The following is an 18321-nucleotide window of genomic DNA, read 5'->3' as shown; positions in this document are numbered from 1 at the left end:
TAAAGAAGAAAAGTTGTTTCAGGGAACGCTGTTTCAAGGACAAAGGGGAGGGAAATCTGGGGGTGACCCCATCAGCAATCCCCCGGCACACACATCCACCGCTTCGGCTGCTCCCTTCCGGGCCTGACCGGGTTCACGGTTTCATGTTGCGGGGGCACCAATGGGGCCACCATAACGGCGTTCCGGGACTTTTACCCCGAAAGCGGCGCGCATATTATCAGAAGGATATAAGGACTACAACGGCCTAGAGCGGCAAGAGCACTTCATCCTGCCGAAACCAGCAAGCAATGCTATAACGGGTTCGCCTTGCCGGCAGCACCTCATGGGGCACTTCCTCGCTCAGGAAGAGTACGGCACGGCCAGCTTCCGGGCGCACAAGGCCAATCGCCCTATCCTCTTCCCGTGGGCTGAACACCTGCAATTCGCCGCCGTCTTCCAGGCCCCAGTCGTCATTCAGGTAAAGCACCAGGCTGATCATCCGGGACGCTCGCCCGCGAAAGCTGTCGAGGTGGCACTTGTAAAAGTCGCCGGCCTGATAGGTCGCATAATGCGCTTCATACCGTTTAAGCCCGAGAAACAGCCTTTGATTGAGGCCAGCCATCAACTGGTCCAGAAACCTGAAAAGACTTGCCTGCGGTTCGGTGAACCCTTCCAGCCAGGCAATACTGTCTCGCCGAACGCTGCGATCCTTCACCAGATCCGCTCCACGCCCGATACCAGCCCGGCTCATCGCTTCGGTGCGTTCGAGAATCTTCACCTCATTGAGCAGGGCCGGCACCAAGCCCTCCGGCAGGCGATCAGCAAGATCCAGCTCAAGCCAGGCGTGCTCGCTCAAGCCATCCGCCAATTGATCCAGCCACCTTGCGTCAACGCGATCAACATCGTGCGCGCCCGCAGTGCCCGCCAGCGAGCCCTCGCCCACTACCTGATCGAAATGCCCCTGGCCATGTTCGAGCCGAGGCTCCGGCAGTGGAACAATAACCGCGCTCTGGCTATCAGAATCCATCAATACACCCCCTGAATTTTAGGCTATTGTATGATCAAACTCGCCGGCGCGGCGGATTTAATTTACTCTCTTGGTAAGCAGATACCCTTAAGGAAGTCATCGCAAAGGAAGTCGTCGCACGCCATGTCTGAAAGCAGTAACAAACCACCGGTCTCGGTTACACCGGGACAATGGTCGTTCACCCGCTGGCAAACCATCGGCCAGCTTGAGGCCCTGGAGGTGCACCATCCTCTGTTTCAGGCCACTATTTTCCTCCAAGGCGCACACCTGACTCACTTTTCCCCACGGGACCAGAACAATTGGCTGTGGCTGAGTGAGCTGGCCAAATTCCAACCGGGCCGGCCAATCCGGGGCGGCATTCCAATTTGCTGGCCCTGGTTTGGCGACCCAGCCAAAAACCCGCCGGAAATCCGTAAGCGGGTTCATGAACCGACTGCTCACGGTTTCGTCCGCACCGCCCTGTGGCGCCTGGAAGATGTGCGCGAGAGTGCCCATGAAGTGGAGATCAGCCTGTCCCTGAATGCCAACGAGGATTTCGCCGAGCAATGGGATGGCCACGCCCTGGTGCTGGCCACGTTCAGTTTCTCGGTCAGGGGTTGCCAGGTTGCACTGACCACCACCAACCTCTCACGCCAGCCACTGGCGTTCAGCCAGGCGCTGCACACCTATTTACCAACCGCTGACATCAGCCGCACCCGCGTGCTTGGCCTGGGCAACAGTCAGTACATAGACACCCTGAAAGACTGGGAGTATTGCACTCAGGAAGGCCCGGTCTATTTCGAGGGTGAAACCGACAGAATCTACGAATCCGGCGAGCCCCTTACAGTGGTGACACCGCTTGGCAAACGCAAGCTGACCTCGGTGGGCAGTGATTCGACCGTGGTGTGGAATCCCGGCCCGGACAAATCTGCCCGGCTTTCGGACTTCCCCGGCAATGGCTGGCAAAAAATGCTGTGTGTCGAAACAGCCAATGCCGCGGGCGATTATCGGGTGTTGAATGAGGGCCAGAGCCACACTCTGGGTGTACTGATCGGCCGCATCTAACGGCGCCGAAAATCCAAATCCATCAGACAGGGAGCAGGCATGGGCCTGGCATCGTTTCTCAAATCCAGGCTGGTACCAGCCGAACTGGACCAGCAGATAGAGCGAATCCGCAAGCCAATCGGCTCCCTCGGCTACGACCCCTGGGGTTATAACAACGAGGCCATCAAGTACGGCTTCTCCCTTACCCGGCAGATCTACGAGAAGTATTTCCGTGTTCAGGCCTCTGGCGTTGACAATGTGCCCGCCGAAGGCCCGGTTCTGATCATTGCCAACCATTCCGGCCAGCTCCCCCTGGATGGCCTCCTTATCGGCTATGCTTTGGCATCACGAAAAGACAACCCCCGCATTCCCCGGGCCATGATCGAGCGGTTCTTTCCCACCGTGCCCTGGCTGGGGAACCTGCTCAATGAGATGGGCGCCGTGCTTGGGGACCCGGTCAATTGCGCCAAGATGCTGGAGAACAATGAAGCGGTGATCGTCTTCCCCGAAGGCGTTCGCGGCTCCGGCAAACTGTACCGTGACCGTTATCAGCTCAAGCGCTTCGGTAACGGCTTCATGCATTTGGCCATGAAATACAACGCGCCGATTGTTCCGGTAGGCGTGGTGGGTTGCGAGGAAACCATCCCTGCCATTGCCAATATAAAGCCACTGGCCAACGCACTGGGCGTGCCCTACGTTCCGGTGGCACTGCCCGTGATTCTTCCGGCTAAGGTACACCTGAACTTCGGCCCACCCATGCATTTCGACAATACCGAAATCCCGGAAGAACAGGTGACCGAGCGGGTGGAAGCCGTCAAGGCTGAAATCAGCCGATTGATCGACAAAGGGCTTAGTGAAAGGAAAAGGCTGTTCTGATGACCACCAAACGAAGACCCCACATCCTCGTGACTGGTGCTGCCGGCGCCCTGGCTCAACAGGTCATCAGCCGCCTCAAGGAAACCTGCGACCTGGTCGCCGTCGATTTCCGTGAGCAGGTGTACCTCGGAGATGACATCCCCAGCTATTGCATCGACTTCAACAAGCGGGTTTTCGAGGACCTGTTCAGGCGATATCAGTTTGACGGCGTGATCCACCTGGGCCGGATACTGTCCAGCCAGCTCACCCGCATGCGCCGCTACAACGCCAACGTGCTGGGCACCCAGAAGTTGCTGGATCTTTCCCAGAAGTACGGTATTCGCCGGGTGATTGTTCTCTCCACTTACCACGTATACGGCGCCGTCGCCTACAACCCGGCCCTGATTGATGAATCCGCCCCCCTCAAAAGCGCGGGCCTGAGCGCGGATCTTGTGGATTCCGTGGAACTGGAGAACCTGGCCAACATTTACCTCTGGCGCTATCCAGAGCTGAACATCACCATTCTTCGGCCATGCAACATCGTGGGCCCCGGTGTGCGAAATTCCATGAGCTCACTGCTGGGCAGCTCCCGGGCTCCGGTGCTGGCCGGCTTCTCGCCGATGATGCAATTCATCCACATAGACGACATGGCAGATGCCATCGTACTGGCCTGGAACAAACCCGTAAAAGGCGTGTTCAACGTCGCCCCCCAGGATTGGGTAGCCTATCAACAGGCCCTGAAACTTTGCGGATGCCAGCGCATTCCACTGCCATCCATTCCACCCGTCGTTCCCAAGGCGATTTCAAGAATTCTGAACATCAGGAGCTTCCCGACTTACCTGATGGCGTTCTTCAAGTACCCAGTGGTGATTGATGGCCGGGCCTTTGCCCGGGAGTTCGGATTTACCCCCAAACGTCAGTTGACAGATATTTTCCGTTACTATCGGGACAACAAACGGCCAGTGTGAACCAGGCCGGGAAAACATCGATACCCATAGACGGAACCGGGAATTCAGAGCTACCCTGTACAGAATAAGTACAGAATCCAGGTTCAAGGAAAGACCGAATGCTCAGGGACATCAGCGTGATCAGCTACGGTGCGGCGGCAGCCTTGTTCGCGGTGCTGTCTGTGTTGATCGCTACACGTTATCTGCGAAGGGATCTTGATCGCGCCCTCTTTCTTGCGGCGTTGGTCACCACCTTGTGGGCAAGCACCCTGGTCTCCCAGAGCCTTTGGGGGCACCCCGGCTTTTTCGTACGTTACCTGCTTGAACTGCTCAGAGATACGGCCTGGATCCTGCTACTGTTCGCCATGCTGCGGGATGCTTTTCGCCAGGGCAAGCTCGCCAGCCAGCTCAAAAAAGTGCTTGGCGCCTCCCTCTTCATTCTGATCGCAACCCTACTGACCCTTGGCAGCCTTGAATTTATCCTTGGCGTCGCCCTGCTGGATGGCAAAACCAAAGTCATCGGGCAGATCGCCCTGGCCCTGCTCGGGCTGTCACTGGTGGAACAGATCTGGCGCAACGCCCCGGGCTTTGGCCGGTCCTCCATGAAGTACCTCTGCATTGGTGTTGCCACCATCTTCACCTTTGACTTCTTCATGTACGCCGATGCCCTGCTGTTCGGCAAAGTCGCCGATTCGTTCTGGAATGCCAGGGGCTTCGTCAACGCTGCGTTAATGCCGCTGTTTGCCGTCAACATTATCAATACCCGCAAACAACCGGTGGATTTCCAGCTTTCGCGGTCCGCGGTCTTCCACGTGGGCACATTCCTGTTCGCCGGCGGATACCTGTTATTCCTTGCTGTTGGGGGCTACTACGTTCGTGCCCTGGGGGGAGCATGGGGTGAGGCCATGCAGGTGTTGTTCATCAGCGTTTCCCTGGCGTTTCTGGTCACCCTGTTATTGTCGAGGCGAATCCGGGCCAAGCTGATGGTGTTCATCAGCCAGAATTTTTTCGACTACAAGTACGATTACCGGAACGAATGGCTGAGAATGACCCGTGAACTGGCCGATTTGAGCAATGCCCCTCCCCTGCCCGAGCGCGTGATCCGAATTCTCGCTGGCCTGGTGGAGAGCAACGCTGGCGCCATCTGGCTTCGCAGCGACCAGGGCGACTACCTGCTGAATGCGAGCGTGAACCTCGCCACACCCAAATACACCATTATCGATAGTGATTCGGAACTGGTCCGTTTTTTCACGGATCGGGAGTGGATTATTGATCTGAACGAATACCGGTCCGACCCGATACGCTACAACCTGCTCGAGATTCCTGACCCCATCACCAACACCCCAGACGCCTGGCTGATTATTCCCCTGTACCTTGGCAACGAGCTTTACGGCGTTGCCATGGTGGGGCGCCCCTATTCGAAGGTTGAGTTGAACTGGGAAAACTTCGACCTGATCAAAGTGGTAGCCCGACAGACCTGTAATCTGCTCGCCCAGATGGATGCCCAGAACCGCCTCTCACGAGCCATGCAGTTCGAGGCCGTGAGCAAGGCCTCAGCATTTATGGTGCACGACCTGAAAACCCTGATTGCGCAGCTGTCGCTGCTGGTTAAAAACGCCCCCAAGCATCGGGACAACCCGGCGTTTATTGACGATATGATCGCGACCACTGACCACGCCGTGCGCAAAATGTCCAATCTGGTGGACCACATTCGCAAGCCTTCCAGCCCGGCAGAGGAAAACCGAAGCCCGATAAACCTGACCGAACTGGTCCAGGAGTTGATCGCCCATCACAGCCATCGGGCTCCTGCACCTTCACTGCAGGGCAGCCCAGACAACATCTTTGTGTCTGCGGATAAAGAACAGCTGCGGAGCGTGCTCGGCCACCTGTTACAGAATGCCCAGGATGCAACCCCGGCAGACGGCGACATATCCATCAACCTTAAAACCGCCAAAGGCAATGTTGTGATCTTCATTCAGGACACCGGCACCGGCATGACCGACGACTTCATCCGCAGCCAGCTGTTCAAGCCGTTCGAGAGCACCAAGGGCCTTACCGGCATGGGAATTGGCGCCTACCAGGCCCGAGAATACATTCAGGAATTAGGCGGCAATATTGATGTCACCAGTGAGCCGGGCGTTGGGTCTTGCTTCTCTGTCAGGATTCCTCTGCTCACGTCTGAAGCCGAAATACGGGCTGCGGCCCCGAGTGCGCCAATTCAGGAAACCGTACAATCACAGAAAACCGTCAACTAATCGTCACCCGAAGGTATTTTTCCGAATCAGCATTGCAAAGTGTCAATGTTCAGTTAAGAATCATAACCATGGAAATGCCGGTTCAGCCAATGGTGGCAGCCGTGCCGTACACAGACCAAAGGATTGAGTGTTGTTGTGAAGCAGCTACTGATTGTAGAAGACGACCCCGGCCTGCAGAGCCAGATGCGCTGGTGTTTCAGCGACGACATTGACGTATCTGTTGCCTCAGATCGTGAGGCCGCGCTCACGGCCCTCCGGCGCCTTGAACCCCAAGTGGTCACCCTGGACCTTGGCCTGCCACCGGACCCAGGCGGAGCCTCCGAAGGCTTTGCCCTGCTGGAAGACATTTTACGCCTGGCACCCATGACCAAAGTGATTGTGGTGACCGGCCGGGAAGACAAAGAAAACGCGGTCAAAGCCATTGGCATGGGCGCGTCTGATTTCTACCAGAAGCCGCTGGACGCCGACATCCTTACGTTCGTGGTCAACCGCGCGTTCCGACTCGCAGAGCTCGAGAAAGAGAACCGTGAACTGGCCGGCCAGGGCAACGGCACCAGTATCAAAGGGATTGTTGCCGCCAGCCCTGAAATGCTCGCTATCTGCCGTACGGTTGAGAAAGTCGCCCCTGCAGACGTTACTACTCTGATTACCGGAGAAACCGGCACTGGCAAGGAACTGCTGGCCAGGGCACTGCACGATCTCAGCCACCGGGCTGACAAACCTTTTGCCGCCATCAACTGCGCCGCCATTCCGGAAAACCTTCTGGAAAGTGAGCTGTTTGGTTTTGAAAAGGGCTCGTTTACCGGCGCGACGCAATCGAAGAAAGGCAAGATTGAAAGTGCCAACGGCGGAACCCTGTTCCTCGATGAGATTGGTGACATGCCCATGGCCCTGCAAGCAAAACTGTTGCGGTTCCTGCAGGAACGAGTAGTAGACCGTGTCGGCTCGGTCAAACCGATACCAGTTGACGTGAGGGTGGTCTGCGCGACCCACAGGAATGTTCAGGACCTGATCAGCCAGGGAGATTTTCGGGAAGACCTTTATTACCGGATCAGTGAAATCACACTGGATGTCCCCGCACTGCGAGAACGTGAAGGTGATGCGCTGGTGATTGCCCAATCATTACTGAAAACCCTGGGCAAACAGCTCGACCGCCCCAACCTGTGCTTCTCCGAAGACGCCGTACAGGCCATCAACACCTACGGCTGGCCGGGGAACGTGCGGGAGATGATCAACAAGGTGAAACGGGCCATCATTATGGCTGACGGCAAACGGATTACCGCAGAAGATCTGGTGCTCCCCGTCGATAACTGTGAGGCGGATTACCAGCTCAACCTTCGCCAGGTTCGTGAAGCGGCGGAACGTAAAGCCATCATGCAGGCACTGACCACCAGCAACTTCAATATGGCGCAGGCGTCGAGACTGCTGGGCGTCACCCGCCCAACGCTCTATAACCTCACAGACAAGTACCGAATTGAAACCTCCACCGCGCCAAGCGGTGTGTGACCAACCCCAACGGATTCAGAACAAGACCCCGATAAAAGGAAGGAACAGGGCATGAATATCAGTTACGTTGTAAAAGTGTCGCTGCTTTCAGCTGCCATCTCGTTGAGCCTAGCTGGCTGCAACAGCGAGCCGGACATGTCACAGGATGACATCCAGTACATCAGCCACCTTGACCAGGCCCGGTTCTTCCAACGCCAGGGGGAGTTAAGAGCGAGCACCATTGAGGCTCGCAGTGCCATTCAGATGCAGCCTGAGCGCATTGATCCCTATTTCGTCATTATCAACAACCTGCTGACCGCAGGAGACGCGGTAAACGCCGAGCGCCAGCTTGACCAGTTCCTGGAGAACCAGCCTGAAGATGCCCTCACTCAGTCCCAGGTAAACCAGGCCGCTCTAATCCGTGCTGAATCCAGAATATTGCAGGGGAAAACCTCAGAGGCTATCCAGGCTCTGGATCAGATCACCTCCCCCTCTCGGGACCAGGAACTGAAGGCGGATAACCTGAGGGGCCAGGCCTGGTTATCGGCCGGGGATTTTGATCGGGCCGAGACAGCCTATATTGACGCCCTTCAACGCAACGATCAGAATGTCACCGCCGCGGTCGGATTATCCAGAATCGCCGCCGCCCGGGGCGACATTGCCAAAGCCCGCGAACTGCTCAGCCAGGCAGAAACCATCGATTCTGACCATGAAGACATCTGGCTATGGAAAGCACAACTCGCCCACTCACAGGAACAATGGGCCGAGGCAGAGCAAAACTATATCCGCGCACTGGAAACGATTGGCCAGTACGACGTGATGACTTACCGAAAGTACCAGACCATCTCAGCTCTGGTAACGGTTCTTCGCCAGCAAGGCAAATCAGCAGAAGCCTTTGTTTATGAAGAAATCCTTGCCAAGTCCGGGCCCGGAACCATCAAGAGCAACCTTGAAGCTGCAGCCGCCGCCTATAACGATGGAGATCTCGATACCGCTGCTCGCTTTTTACAGGAAGTGCTGAACCAGGCGCCCGGGCACCAGCAAAGTGCGCTGATGCTGGGCGTTATCCGTTTCCGGCAGGGCCGCACTGAAGAAGCAGCCAGCCTGCTGGAACCCCTCGCGGAGATGAACGACACCGACGGTGTTCGCAAGCTTCTGGCCGCAACCAGAATCTCCATGCGAGACCCCCAGGGCGCCAAAACACTGCTTGACGACCTCAAGGATCGCGACAGCGACCCGCAAACTCTGGCCCTGGTTGGCATCGCTTCTCTCGCCAGCGGTGACGACCAGAGTGGCCGCCAGCTCATCAACAGGGCCCTCGAACTGCAACCGGACAACCACAATCTTCGGCTGCGCTACGCCACCTACCTTGCCCAACGCGAGGACTATGAGGCCGCCATCAGCCAGGCTCGCCAGATTCCAGCAGAGGCTCCTGAATCGACCCAGGCCACGATACTCGTGAGCCAGGCGCAGATGGCCTCAGGCAATCCCGACGCCGCACATAAGGCCTTGGACGACCTGCTACGAAAAGAGCCGGCAAACGTGGCCGCTTTGATTGCAAAAGGCAACCTGGCCGGCAACACCGGCAACATGGACAACGCCCGGAAATTTTTTGAGATGGCACACAAAGCGGCACCCGACAACCCGACGCCTCTGGTAGGGCTCGGTAACCTGGCCCGGTTGCGCGATGATAATGACACCGCCCGAGAACTCTATACTCAGGCCGTAAGGCTGGCGCCCGACAACCGCGGAGCACTGCAAGCAATTGCCAACCTCCTGCCCAGAGACGACCTAACCGAGTTGATGCGAAGCATACGCGAGGACAACCCGGAAGCGGCAGGGCCGCGCCTGATTCTTCTTGAGACAGCACTCATTGAGAACAACACCTCCGAAGCCGACGAACTCACTGCCCAGCTGATGGAGCGGCAGCAAGCGGATGCGCCAGCTCCCACCGAGCCACTGGTCGCCACAGTGTACGACGGTATCGCAACGCAAATGGTACAGCGTGGACAAACCGAACGGGCGCTAAAGATACTCAACCGGGGCCGCACCTTGTTCCCGGATAACGAAGACATGGCCCTGAAAGTGGCCTCTATCGAATTCCGTAATGGCAATACCGCTGCCGCCAGAGACGCTCTGAGGGACGCAAAACAACACAACCCCGAATCCCCAGGCCCATATCAGCTGGAAGCCAGCTATTACGAGAGCCAAGGTGAACACCAACAAGCCGCTGAGCTCTATCAGCTCGCACTCACCAAACGAAACACCCCAGAGCTGCAAGTTGCCCGAGCCAGAGCACTCAGTAGTGCAGGCCAACCCACCGCGGCACTGGAATCTCTTGAACGCGCCTTGGAGCAGTTCCCGAACAACACCAGAATCATGCTCAGCCTGGCCATGGCACATCAGCAGACGGGCCAACAAGACAAAGCCAAGGCGAGTTACGAACAGCTGGTATCGCTCAGCCCGACCAATGCGGTAGCCCTTAACAACCTGGCATGGTTGTATTACGAAACGGGTGATAATCGGGCCTTGGACACCGCCAGGAAAGCCTACGAATTGGTCCCCGACACCGCAGCGGTGGTGGATACCTATGGCTGGATACTGTTTGAATCCGGTGAGCACCAACAAAGCCTTGTCGTACTTGAGAAAGCGCACGAGCTGGACCCAGGCTCCCGCGAAATTGCCATGCATCTGGTGGAGGCCTACAGGGCAGTCGGCAGGGATGACGACGCCAGGCGGATTCTGACCAAGCTGGATAACGAAGCCTGACAGAGGTTAACGCTATAAGCGCGGTAGGCAGATAGCGAAACGTTCCTAAGACTCGGTGGCAGCCCTAACGCACTGCAACAATACTTTACACAATGTATCGTTGCGCAAGGAAGGTGAGTTATGGCTGCCAAGAAGATTCTCGGCCTCGGCGTGGTGGTGGTTTTTCTCGGTGGTTGCCAGAGTTGGCAGTACCGGGACATTGAAAAGTTACCACCCACTGCTGCCATTCCCGAAGTCAGCGAAGCGGGAAAAGTCGACGCCTGGTACTTTGATGGCATATCAGGCAACAACGTTCAAAGCATGATAGACGCCGAGAAATTCCCGGACTCACCTGACGAAATTACAGAACTCAACCAGTTAAGGCGCGCAGCCAACCGGGCCAATAATTACGGCACCTTGATTCGTGGCTATTTAGAACCCCCCGCAACGGGTGAATACACCTTCTACATTGCAGGTGACGACGAAACTCAACTCTGGCTCTCCCCTTCACAGTCTCCGGAAGATATCGTTCGAATCGCCTCAACCATGGCGACCCCGCTCGATAATTTCACCCGCTACAGCTCGCAAACCTCAGGCATTCATTACCTTGAAGCCGGACAAAAATACTATTTCGAGCTGAGGCACAAAGAAGGCGGCTGGGATGACCACTTTACCGTGGCCTGGTCCGGGCCCGGGCTGAATCAACAGGTGATCGATGGCCCTTTCCTGCACAGTTTTGCGCAGACAACCCCAGGCACCCAACCGGAACTGACCACCGAAGAAGCCTATGAACTCGGCTACCGTATCGGATTTTTCGATGGTGAGAAAGGCTTGTCATATAACGCCCAATATCCACCGCTGGATGAAGATGGTGACGGCCTCTACGACAACTGGGAAATCTATTACGGCCTGGACCCGACAGACCCAACGGATGCAATGTCAGACACCGACGGAGACCTGCTTACAGCACTGGATGAATTCTGGGCGCGCACAGACCCCAACCTTGCAGATACCGACGGAGATGGTATTCCCGACGGATACGAATACGCCTATGGCCTTGATCCCACAGACCCAACCGATGCCTCGCGAGACCTGGATGGAGACGGATACTCCGTACTTGAGGAATACCTTGCGGGCACAAACCCACTGGACCCTGAAGATTTCCCTGCACCTGAGGCAACCTATCAGCCAGGATTCGTTGGCCAGTATTTCACAGGCGTGAACTTTGACAGCTTTGTTTACACTCAGCGAGACACCGCCATTAATTTCAACTGGGGAAGCGGCAGTCCGTCTGCCAATATGCCCAATAATAATTTCAGTATTCGGTGGCAGGGCTGGTTTACTCCGCCGCATGCGGAAGGCACGCGTGAATACACGTTTGCCACAAGAACAGATGACGGTGTTCGCCTTTTCCTTGATGGCAATCTGGTTATCAATCAGTGGAAAAACCAATCCGCCACCACCTATACCAGTACAGCCAGCCTTCCGGCCGAGATACCCGTAGCGGTTACTATGGAATATTTCGAATCAGGATGGGACGCCTCTGCGAGCCTGGTGATATCCGATACAGCCACCGGGCAAAGTCTTAACCCGGAAAACGTGGTACAAACTCTATCTCTTGATAGCCCGACCAGCGACAGTTCACTCAACGACAGCATAGACGACCTATACAAGCTCCGATACGGTTTACCGCTGCTGCAACCTGTCGCCGAACAAGTCTTTAATGACAGCGGTATTACCGTGTTGCAGGCTTACCGGTCAGGACTTCACCCGTACACACTTGAGACCGTATCTGAACCGGATGCGCCGGTAACCAGCGAACCATCGGACAACGGCGCCAGCGCGGGCAGCGTCACGCTATCCTGGACTCCGCCCCTTACACGCGTAGACGGCAGCAGTATCTCACTCAGCGAAATCTCCGGGTATGTGATCAACTACGGCCAAGCGCCAGCAAATATGCCCCAGATCCTGGAGGTTCCAGCGGGCACAACTGAAGCAAGGATAGAAGGGCTCTCCTCGGGAGATTGGTACTTCACTATAAGGGTAATTGACACCAACGGACTGAGTAGCGAACCGTCAGATCCGGTTCAGTACAGTGTGCAGTAAAAGAGAGATCGTCGAATTAATTTACATTGCCCAGACTGAAGAAATAATTAACACTTTAAAATCAATTACTTAAAATTTGGCACGCTATCTGCTTTGGTTAAAGGGTGTTGTAAAAATTCGACCACTCACTGGAGGAGTGACTCAAATGAACAAACTCACACAAGGCATCGCACTGGCAGCCGCCATAGGTGTTTCAGGACTGGCACAGGCGGCTTACATTGATACAGTGGCTAATACTGCCCCCGCTGAAGCCCCTGTTGGCGTTCCAGGAAACAACGATTACGCGAATGGAACAGGCATTCCCGGTGGGCTGTTTACTGGCCCCCAGTATTACGACACTACTGATACTGTATTGCTCTCACACTCACTGGCATCCGTATCAGAAGATCCGTTCAAGCTGACTTTCACCTATTTGGGCAAGGAAGCAGGTTATACTGGTTCATTCCTCTACGAGGGTTCAGAAGTCTTCAATACCGCGACCAGCCCACTTGGAGACACTTTCAGTGTTATCTACAGTGGCGGTCTCGGCAAGCTTGACTTTGGCTTCTCCTCAGACGCCTGGGGATCATTCGCAGGCTCGGTGTCGAACCAAGGTACAGGGAACCTGGCAGGTGGCTACAACTTCTCGATCTTTGAAGTGGGAGAAGATTGGTTCATCCTGAGTCTGGACGACAACAACCAGGTGGATGATAACCACGATGATATGCTGGTTATGGTAAAAGCATCCAAAGTCCCTGAGCCTGGCACCCTGGCTCTGTTGGGCCTCGGCCTTGCCGGTATCGCAGTGCGTATGAAGGGCCGTAAAAAAGCCTGACATGCAACTCTGTGCTACGCTTTAAAGCCCTGCCTTTGCAGGGCTTTTCTCTTTCTGGTGGTGACCCATGGACATCCTCATCGTATACGCTAGTAGTGGGCGCGGGTTAAGAAAAGATGCTCTTATCCTTGAGTCTGCACTTAATTCTCTTGGGCATAATTGCCAAGTAGAGCCATTACCACCAACATCAGAATGGCAAAACCAACTATCACACTATCGGTACCAATTACTTAGTAAATATCTGCCTGAACCCTTTGGGCGCCTTTACTATGCTCTAATGAACGGTATCGCCAGATCGATATCAGGACGATCAAAATCAGACTTGGTGATCCACCTCCAAAACCCTCGAGTATCTCAACTACGCCGAGGTAAGAGGCATTGGCTGATTCCAAATCAGGAGTGGTTTATTGAATCCCTTCTACCATACCTCCCAAGTATTGACCGAATTCTTTGCAAGACGCAACACGCTGCCGAGATCTTTTCGCGCTACCATTCGGACGTGATGTACCTTGGCTTTACTGGCGGATCCGATATATCCAAACCTTGTACTTCCGGCAAAAATTATCGCCTTGCACTGCATGTAGCCGGTAACAGTCAATTCAAGGGAACCTCAGCAGTATTGGCTTGCTGGTCGCGACATCCTGAGTGGCCAAAGCTAGTAGTGGTTTCACAACATATAGATAGTTCTGATTACCCCAACCAGAACATCGAGATCCTGAGCAATCTGACAGACAAGGAAATGAAAGAACTTTGGAGGGAAGCAGGATTTGCAATTCTACCGTCTGAGGTAGAGGGTTACGGACAGGTATTAGCGGAAGCACTCGAAAACGGTTGTGTGACAATCACCACAAACGCACCACCAATGAACGAACTGATTGAGAAAAGCCGAGGCTACCTGGCAGAGCCGAACAACAGTCGAACCTTCCGGCTGGGAACCAGGTATATGGTTTCAGAACAAAGCCTTGATGCAACAATTAACACCGCCATAAACGCAATGCCGGCAACGCTTGAGGAGACGTCAGCCAATGCCGAGCAATGGTATTCCTCAAACCACAAAGCCTTTACTGAAAACCTTCGAGCCGCTATCAGCGAGTTAGTTGCCCCTCTTCCCCATGGGCCAGTCCGCAAGTCTCAGACCTCAACTGGTCAGTGGGGAGCGTAATGTTGATCAATGGATTCGACGATACGACTGAATGTACCCAAGATCAATTCTTCCAGTCGCTCTAATCCGTTACAGTCTTCGCAAGAAACCCCATAGATTATCAAGGAGGCATCCTCTCGCGGATTAACGAATCCCCGAATCTGGGCCAACTTGGCCTTAAGGTCATCAGTTTCCCAAAGCCCTTCGACATAGTATGTATAGGCGAGGTGTAGCCGTTCACCGGAAACTCTGTCGCGTAACGTAACGCCTCGCAAGGATACCGACCCAGGGGCGCCCACTGTAAAGACGTTTTCAGGATGCCACCTCTCACGATCATATAAGCGATTAGAATACTGAACCAACTCCGCTGAGTGCCTTTGGAAATCATAGCTGTAGATACTCACTAAAAGCCGCTCTGCCAAGCCTTGATCCGGCTCAACCCTCCCTCGGTCAAATAGCGTCTGCACGTATAGTCTATCGGGATTGCGAACCTGCGGTCGCCACCCTTCAAGATTACTGGAAAACAACGAACCAAACTGCTCACCATCAAGCCGGAGATTAATTTGGGCTGGCTCAGAGCGTATCTTATGTTCACCGGAGGGCAGTGCGACCCAAAAAATTAACGGAAGCGCTACCATAACGACGGCACCTACAGCCACTCGGGTGCGACCAGACCGATCCGCGACAGGTTGGTCCTCGTCCCGATCGCCCAGGCCCATCATTTGTTCTCTCGAGGATGTCTCCAGCATCCGTCCTATCAGGAATAACGGCACCAGCGTCGCTGCAAATACCCACCAGCCGAAATTGTCGTGGTCATCAATAAGGCTGGTCTCCATGTTCGTTTCGTAACCCATATAGATGATCACGAATACCCGTATCCAGTTAGCGATCAAAGCGAACAGGACGCCACAACAAAACATAATGACCCTGGAGCGTAATCGCCGGAGGTTCAGCTCTCCATAGATAACTGACAATGACTGCCCCACCAGCAGATAACGCAATCCAGAACAGCCGTGAGCCACTTCAAAGGTACCTACCCCAATCAGGTAAACGAACACCCCCTCCACGCGGAACTCTATATCCATAAGCCCCAGCAGTACCCGGTTGATCTCCACCGTTATGACCTGAAGTGTCCAGGAAAGAAAATCCCAAACCGGCACGGTAAATATCAGAAGGCCAACAGGCACAATGAAATGTCTAACCTGGCGCCACCCCATGAAAACTGCAAGCACGCCAAGTAACAAAGGCACCACAACAATCTGTTGGACGGCCTGAATACGCAGTATATCGCCGAGCCCATAACCGATAAGGGCGAGCAGGAACGGAATCAGCCAAAGAGGATAGAAACCGGGCTGGACCCGATATCTCCGGCAGGTCCGGCCTGTCAGAAAGAGGGACACCGCAAGCAGCAGGAGCCCATGGGAATACGATTCATCAAACTTGAACCAGCGGCTAACAATACCCTGCACCGTGGGGAAGATCAGCCAGCCAAGCGCCAGAAGGCTTAGAGCAAATGGAATTGTGCGATGCAACACATGGATTGATTGAGTCCTTTCGTTCGGCATTACTGTCTTCCTTAGAACCTCTACAGCCTGAACACAAGATTAATACGAGAAACCAGCCCTCCAGGCAACCAGGACCGGAGCCGGTAAGCCGTGCGCAACACCGGAGACCGCACAAGGTCAACCGTTGGGAAACTCACCTGTCGACCTTTAAACCTTGCCTTATAGAAAGTATTTTTACCGGAACCTGCCAACAAATCATACTTATTAATTTCAGGATCCTGAAAAGCTTGCTCAATAGCATACCCCAAGTGCAAAGTGCCTAAAGATAACTTGGCATTTAAGTTTTCATCATAACCAGATTGCAAGTTGTAAACTCTGGCTCCCGCCTGTATGTCATAGAGCACCGAGACCACCTGTCCATTGACCACGAGCCTAGACATTAACGCGTGTTGTTTATCAGACAACCTTGAAAGCAGCTTTAAATGAAACTGGCATGCTTTTTCATCAAAACAGGGCTTTTCCCATCGCTTTACGTGAAATCGGTTGAGCTGGTCGAGAAACGCCGTCTGAGAACCTCCATTATTTTCACAGAACTGCCAGTTCCCACCTAATTGCTTCTCGAACAAGCATCGTCGGTTAAACGCTTTACGGCGGGTGTTGGGACCAAGACTGGCCAGCCACGGTTCAATGGGAAAGGCCGTATCAATACACACCCCCATGGATTCACTCCTCACCACCGGGGTCGCTCTGCAAGCTTCAGCCAAAGCGCGCCCCAGCGCTCCCCCCCCCTTCCTCTTGGCTATCGGGAATCACCAACTCATCCCAGGTCAACGTTTTCAGATACGCTGCAACAGCCAAAGCAACGTCAGATTCAAGCTCAGACTTAGCCACCAGCCCTACATACTCGGTACGCACCGTAGGGCTCACCCTCCACGCATTACCCAGAAAATGCACTCGAGTTACTGTCATTCCGACGCTGAGCGGAATCTTGTGTCGATACATCGGTGCAATCCCGACGAGCTGATCATTTGCCTGGTAAACCCCTAACAACATCAGTTCAAGGCCAAGGCTTTCGCCCCAGGTTTCCCACCAGCTATAGAGCCAGGGCCAGCTCATAAACAATGGGTCGGCATTACTCTTTGCCAACAATTCCACCCAGTCAAAGTGCAAAGCTGCGAATGCATGTTCATCCAGCAGTTCCACCCGTAAGGCGGCGCTACCGCAAATCACAGTTTCACCGCCCTTGAAGTAACCTTCGCAGCACCCCGCCATGGCCCTTGCCAGAACGGATCCTGTTTTGCGGCTCTGAGGATATCTTTGTAGGCATTTGCGAATTGCTTTTCTGTCGCAAGCAGTCTGGCCCGCCTCAGGTAAAAGTGGCTCAGGCCACGCCTTCTTTGTTTCGATGTCACACAGCCTGTGTAGGTATCCAGAAAGGAGAGCAGCAGCCTTTCGTTTGCATCCAACCGGCGTACTTTGTCAGAAGAAATCTGATCCTCCATTACACGGTAGTAGCCAAGTACTTCGGGCAAATAATAGAACCGGTAACGGGTGGAAAATCGCAACCACAAACCATAGTCCTCTGCCAGGCGATCAGCGGCGTCGAAGCCGCCCATCTCTGAAAAGCACTGACGGCGAGTCATGGTGGTATTCATGCTGACAAAGTTATCTTTGAGTAGCTCGAAAGTTATGTGGCCGGTATGTCGCTTCATCTTGTTAGTGCCAAGCTCAGCGCCAGTCTCATCAATCTCAACGAAATCCCCATAGATCACGTCAACGTCGGGATGTGCCCGGAACGCATCCAGTGATTTTTGCAGCTTATCCGGCAACCAGGCATTATCCGAGTCAAGAAAACAGATAAACTCACCGCGGGCCTCTTCAAGCCCCCTGTTTCTTGCCACGCTCTGCCCCTGGTTGGGCTGGTAGAAATATCTGACTCTCAAATCCTTGGTATAGCTTTCCATCAGATGCCGTGTGCTGTCGGTAGACCCGTCATCGATAACCAGAAGCTCAAAATCACGGAACGTCTGTGCCAACACGCTTTCAACTGCATAGGGCAAGAAGTCGGCGCGGTTATATGTAGGTGTAATTATGGTTACAAGCGGATTCTCGTCCATGGTTCCATCCTTCGTCATTCTTGAATGTCCTCAGGCATTTCAGTAGTTAAATCTCAAACGCAGCCCAATTACTTCGAAGCACACAAAGATCCTGTCCAGCATAAATCCAGCCTTTCCTAATCCTCGGATAGAGCCAGTGTTGTTCCATCGGCACGCCACATCAACCGGATGTTCCCTGGCAACCTTTGCTAACGACGTCAAGACAACCTGGTAGACTCCCTTGCCACGATGCTCAGCCATCGTGCAACAGTCATAGATATAGAAAATGTCCTGAGACATGCCCAGGCAGGAATCCACATAAGTGAACCCCAATTCACGC

Annotated in this window: 14 protein-coding genes and 1 other RNA gene; 9 read left to right on the top strand and 6 right to left on the bottom strand. The window is 54.5% G+C overall.

The genetic code is table 11. The annotated features are described in order from the left end of the window. Window positions 1–66 precede the first annotated feature (66 nt). Both ffs and ABIE59_RS00820 read right to left on the bottom strand, forming a co-directional pair. Window positions 67–163: signal recognition particle sRNA small type (gene ffs, locus ABIE59_RS00825), an RNA gene on the bottom strand. An 81-nt stretch (window positions 164–244) separates the two neighbouring features. After that, a complete protein-coding gene (locus tag ABIE59_RS00820; protein WP_354443393.1) occupies window positions 245–1006 on the bottom strand; it encodes a 2OG-Fe(II) oxygenase in 762 nt (253 codons plus the stop codon). A 123-nt stretch (window positions 1007–1129) separates the two neighbouring features. Here ABIE59_RS00820 and ABIE59_RS00815 point away from each other — a divergent pair, with 123 nt between their 5' ends. The 9 genes from ABIE59_RS00815 (at window position 1130) to ABIE59_RS00775 (ending at window position 14401) form a co-directional block, all read left to right on the top strand. Next, window positions 1130–2050, top strand: coding sequence for a D-hexose-6-phosphate mutarotase (locus ABIE59_RS00815; protein ID WP_152438048.1), 921 nt, complete (start codon window positions 1130–1132; stop codon window positions 2048–2050). A gap of 39 nt (window positions 2051–2089) precedes the next feature. Then, entirely contained in the window at window positions 2090–2905 is an 816-nt protein-coding gene (locus ABIE59_RS00810; RefSeq protein WP_354443391.1) for a lysophospholipid acyltransferase family protein, read from the top strand. Then, window positions 2905–3852, top strand: a complete 948-nt coding sequence (locus tag ABIE59_RS00805; RefSeq protein ID WP_354443389.1) for an SDR family oxidoreductase — start codon at window positions 2905–2907, stop codon at window positions 3850–3852. The genes ABIE59_RS00810 and ABIE59_RS00805 overlap by 1 nt, the downstream gene beginning before the upstream one ends. Window positions 3853–3950: 98 nt before the next feature. Further along, on the top strand, window positions 3951–6086 hold the full coding sequence (gene prsK / locus ABIE59_RS00800) for an XrtA/PEP-CTERM system histidine kinase PrsK (protein ID WP_354443387.1): 2136 nt from the start codon (window positions 3951–3953) through the stop codon (window positions 6084–6086). A 135-nt stretch (window positions 6087–6221) separates the two neighbouring features. Beyond that, window positions 6222–7592 (top strand): PEP-CTERM-box response regulator transcription factor, encoded by a 1371-nt coding sequence (gene prsR / locus ABIE59_RS00795; RefSeq protein ID WP_354443385.1) that lies wholly within the window; start codon window positions 6222–6224, stop codon window positions 7590–7592. A gap of 51 nt (window positions 7593–7643) precedes the next feature. After that, the gene (locus ABIE59_RS00790; protein WP_354443383.1) at window positions 7644–10340 is read left to right on the top strand and encodes a tetratricopeptide repeat protein; all 2697 of its coding nucleotides are present in this window, start codon (window positions 7644–7646) and stop codon (window positions 10338–10340) included. Between the two features lie 120 nt (window positions 10341–10460). Continuing rightward, the gene (locus ABIE59_RS00785) at window positions 10461–12425 is read left to right on the top strand and encodes a PA14 domain-containing protein (RefSeq protein ID WP_354443381.1); all 1965 of its coding nucleotides are present in this window, start codon (window positions 10461–10463) and stop codon (window positions 12423–12425) included. Window positions 12426–12570: 145 nt separating this feature from the next. After that, the gene (locus ABIE59_RS00780; RefSeq protein WP_354443379.1) at window positions 12571–13239 is read left to right on the top strand and encodes a PEP-CTERM sorting domain-containing protein; all 669 of its coding nucleotides are present in this window, start codon (window positions 12571–12573) and stop codon (window positions 13237–13239) included. 67 nt (window positions 13240–13306) lie between these two features. Beyond that, a complete protein-coding gene (locus ABIE59_RS00775) occupies window positions 13307–14401 on the top strand; it encodes a glycosyltransferase (protein WP_354443377.1) in 1095 nt (364 codons plus the stop codon). Here the strand turns inward: ABIE59_RS00775 and xrt are convergent. The 4 genes from xrt to ABIE59_RS00755 are packed head-to-tail and all read right to left on the bottom strand — an operon-like array spanning window position 14386 to window position 18002. After that, on the bottom strand, window positions 14386–15945 hold the full coding sequence (gene xrt / locus ABIE59_RS00770) for an exosortase (protein WP_354443375.1): 1560 nt from the start codon (window positions 15943–15945) through the stop codon (window positions 14386–14388). The two genes, ABIE59_RS00775 and xrt, sit on opposite strands and share 16 nt — an antisense overlap. A gap of 20 nt (window positions 15946–15965) precedes the next feature. Further along, window positions 15966–16604, bottom strand: a complete 639-nt coding sequence (locus ABIE59_RS00765; protein ID WP_354443373.1) for a GNAT family N-acetyltransferase — start codon at window positions 16602–16604, stop codon at window positions 15966–15968. Window positions 16605–16641: 37 nt separating this feature from the next. Next, the gene (locus tag ABIE59_RS00760; protein ID WP_354443371.1) at window positions 16642–17088 is read right to left on the bottom strand and encodes a GNAT family N-acetyltransferase; all 447 of its coding nucleotides are present in this window, start codon (window positions 17086–17088) and stop codon (window positions 16642–16644) included. 23 nt (window positions 17089–17111) lie between these two features. Next, window positions 17112–18002, bottom strand: coding sequence for a glycosyltransferase (locus tag ABIE59_RS00755; RefSeq protein ID WP_354443369.1), 891 nt, complete (start codon window positions 18000–18002; stop codon window positions 17112–17114). Window positions 18003–18321 lie beyond the last annotated feature (319 nt).

Origin of the sequence: Marinobacter sp. MBR-99 (assembly GCF_040547575.1) — a bacterium.
In the GTDB taxonomy this organism is placed as follows: Bacteria; Pseudomonadota; Gammaproteobacteria; order Pseudomonadales; family Oleiphilaceae; genus Marinobacter.
This window is presented reverse-complemented; position numbering and strand designations above follow the sequence as displayed.

What these genes read in the sequence shown, in the direction of transcription:
- ABIE59_RS00775 (WP_354443377.1), top strand. Translation starts at nt 13,307, where the DNA reads ATGGACATCCTCATCGTATACGCTAGTAGTGGGCGCGGGTTAAGAAAA.
- ABIE59_RS00805 (WP_354443389.1), top strand. Translation starts at nt 2,905, where the DNA reads ATGACCACCAAACGAAGACCCCACATCCTCGTGACTGGTGCTGCCGGC.
- ABIE59_RS00815 (WP_152438048.1), top strand. Translation starts at nt 1,130, where the DNA reads ATGTCTGAAAGCAGTAACAAACCACCGGTCTCGGTTACACCGGGACAA.
- prsK (WP_354443387.1), top strand. Translation starts at nt 3,951, where the DNA reads ATGCTCAGGGACATCAGCGTGATCAGCTACGGTGCGGCGGCAGCCTTG.
- ABIE59_RS00810 (WP_354443391.1), top strand. Translation starts at nt 2,090, where the DNA reads ATGGGCCTGGCATCGTTTCTCAAATCCAGGCTGGTACCAGCCGAACTG.
- ABIE59_RS00820 (WP_354443393.1), bottom strand. Translation starts at nt 1,006, where the DNA reads ATGGATTCTGATAGCCAGAGCGCGGTTATTGTTCCACTGCCGGAGCCT.
- ABIE59_RS00755 (WP_354443369.1), bottom strand. Translation starts at nt 18,002, where the DNA reads ATGGACGAGAATCCGCTTGTAACCATAATTACACCTACATATAACCGC.
- ABIE59_RS00780 (WP_354443379.1), top strand. Translation starts at nt 12,571, where the DNA reads ATGAACAAACTCACACAAGGCATCGCACTGGCAGCCGCCATAGGTGTT.
- ABIE59_RS00790 (WP_354443383.1), top strand. Translation starts at nt 7,644, where the DNA reads ATGAATATCAGTTACGTTGTAAAAGTGTCGCTGCTTTCAGCTGCCATC.
- ABIE59_RS00765 (WP_354443373.1), bottom strand. Translation starts at nt 16,604, where the DNA reads ATGGGGGTGTGTATTGATACGGCCTTTCCCATTGAACCGTGGCTGGCC.
- xrt (WP_354443375.1), bottom strand. Translation starts at nt 15,945, where the DNA reads ATGCCGAACGAAAGGACTCAATCAATCCATGTGTTGCATCGCACAATT.
- ABIE59_RS00785 (WP_354443381.1), top strand. Translation starts at nt 10,461, where the DNA reads ATGGCTGCCAAGAAGATTCTCGGCCTCGGCGTGGTGGTGGTTTTTCTC.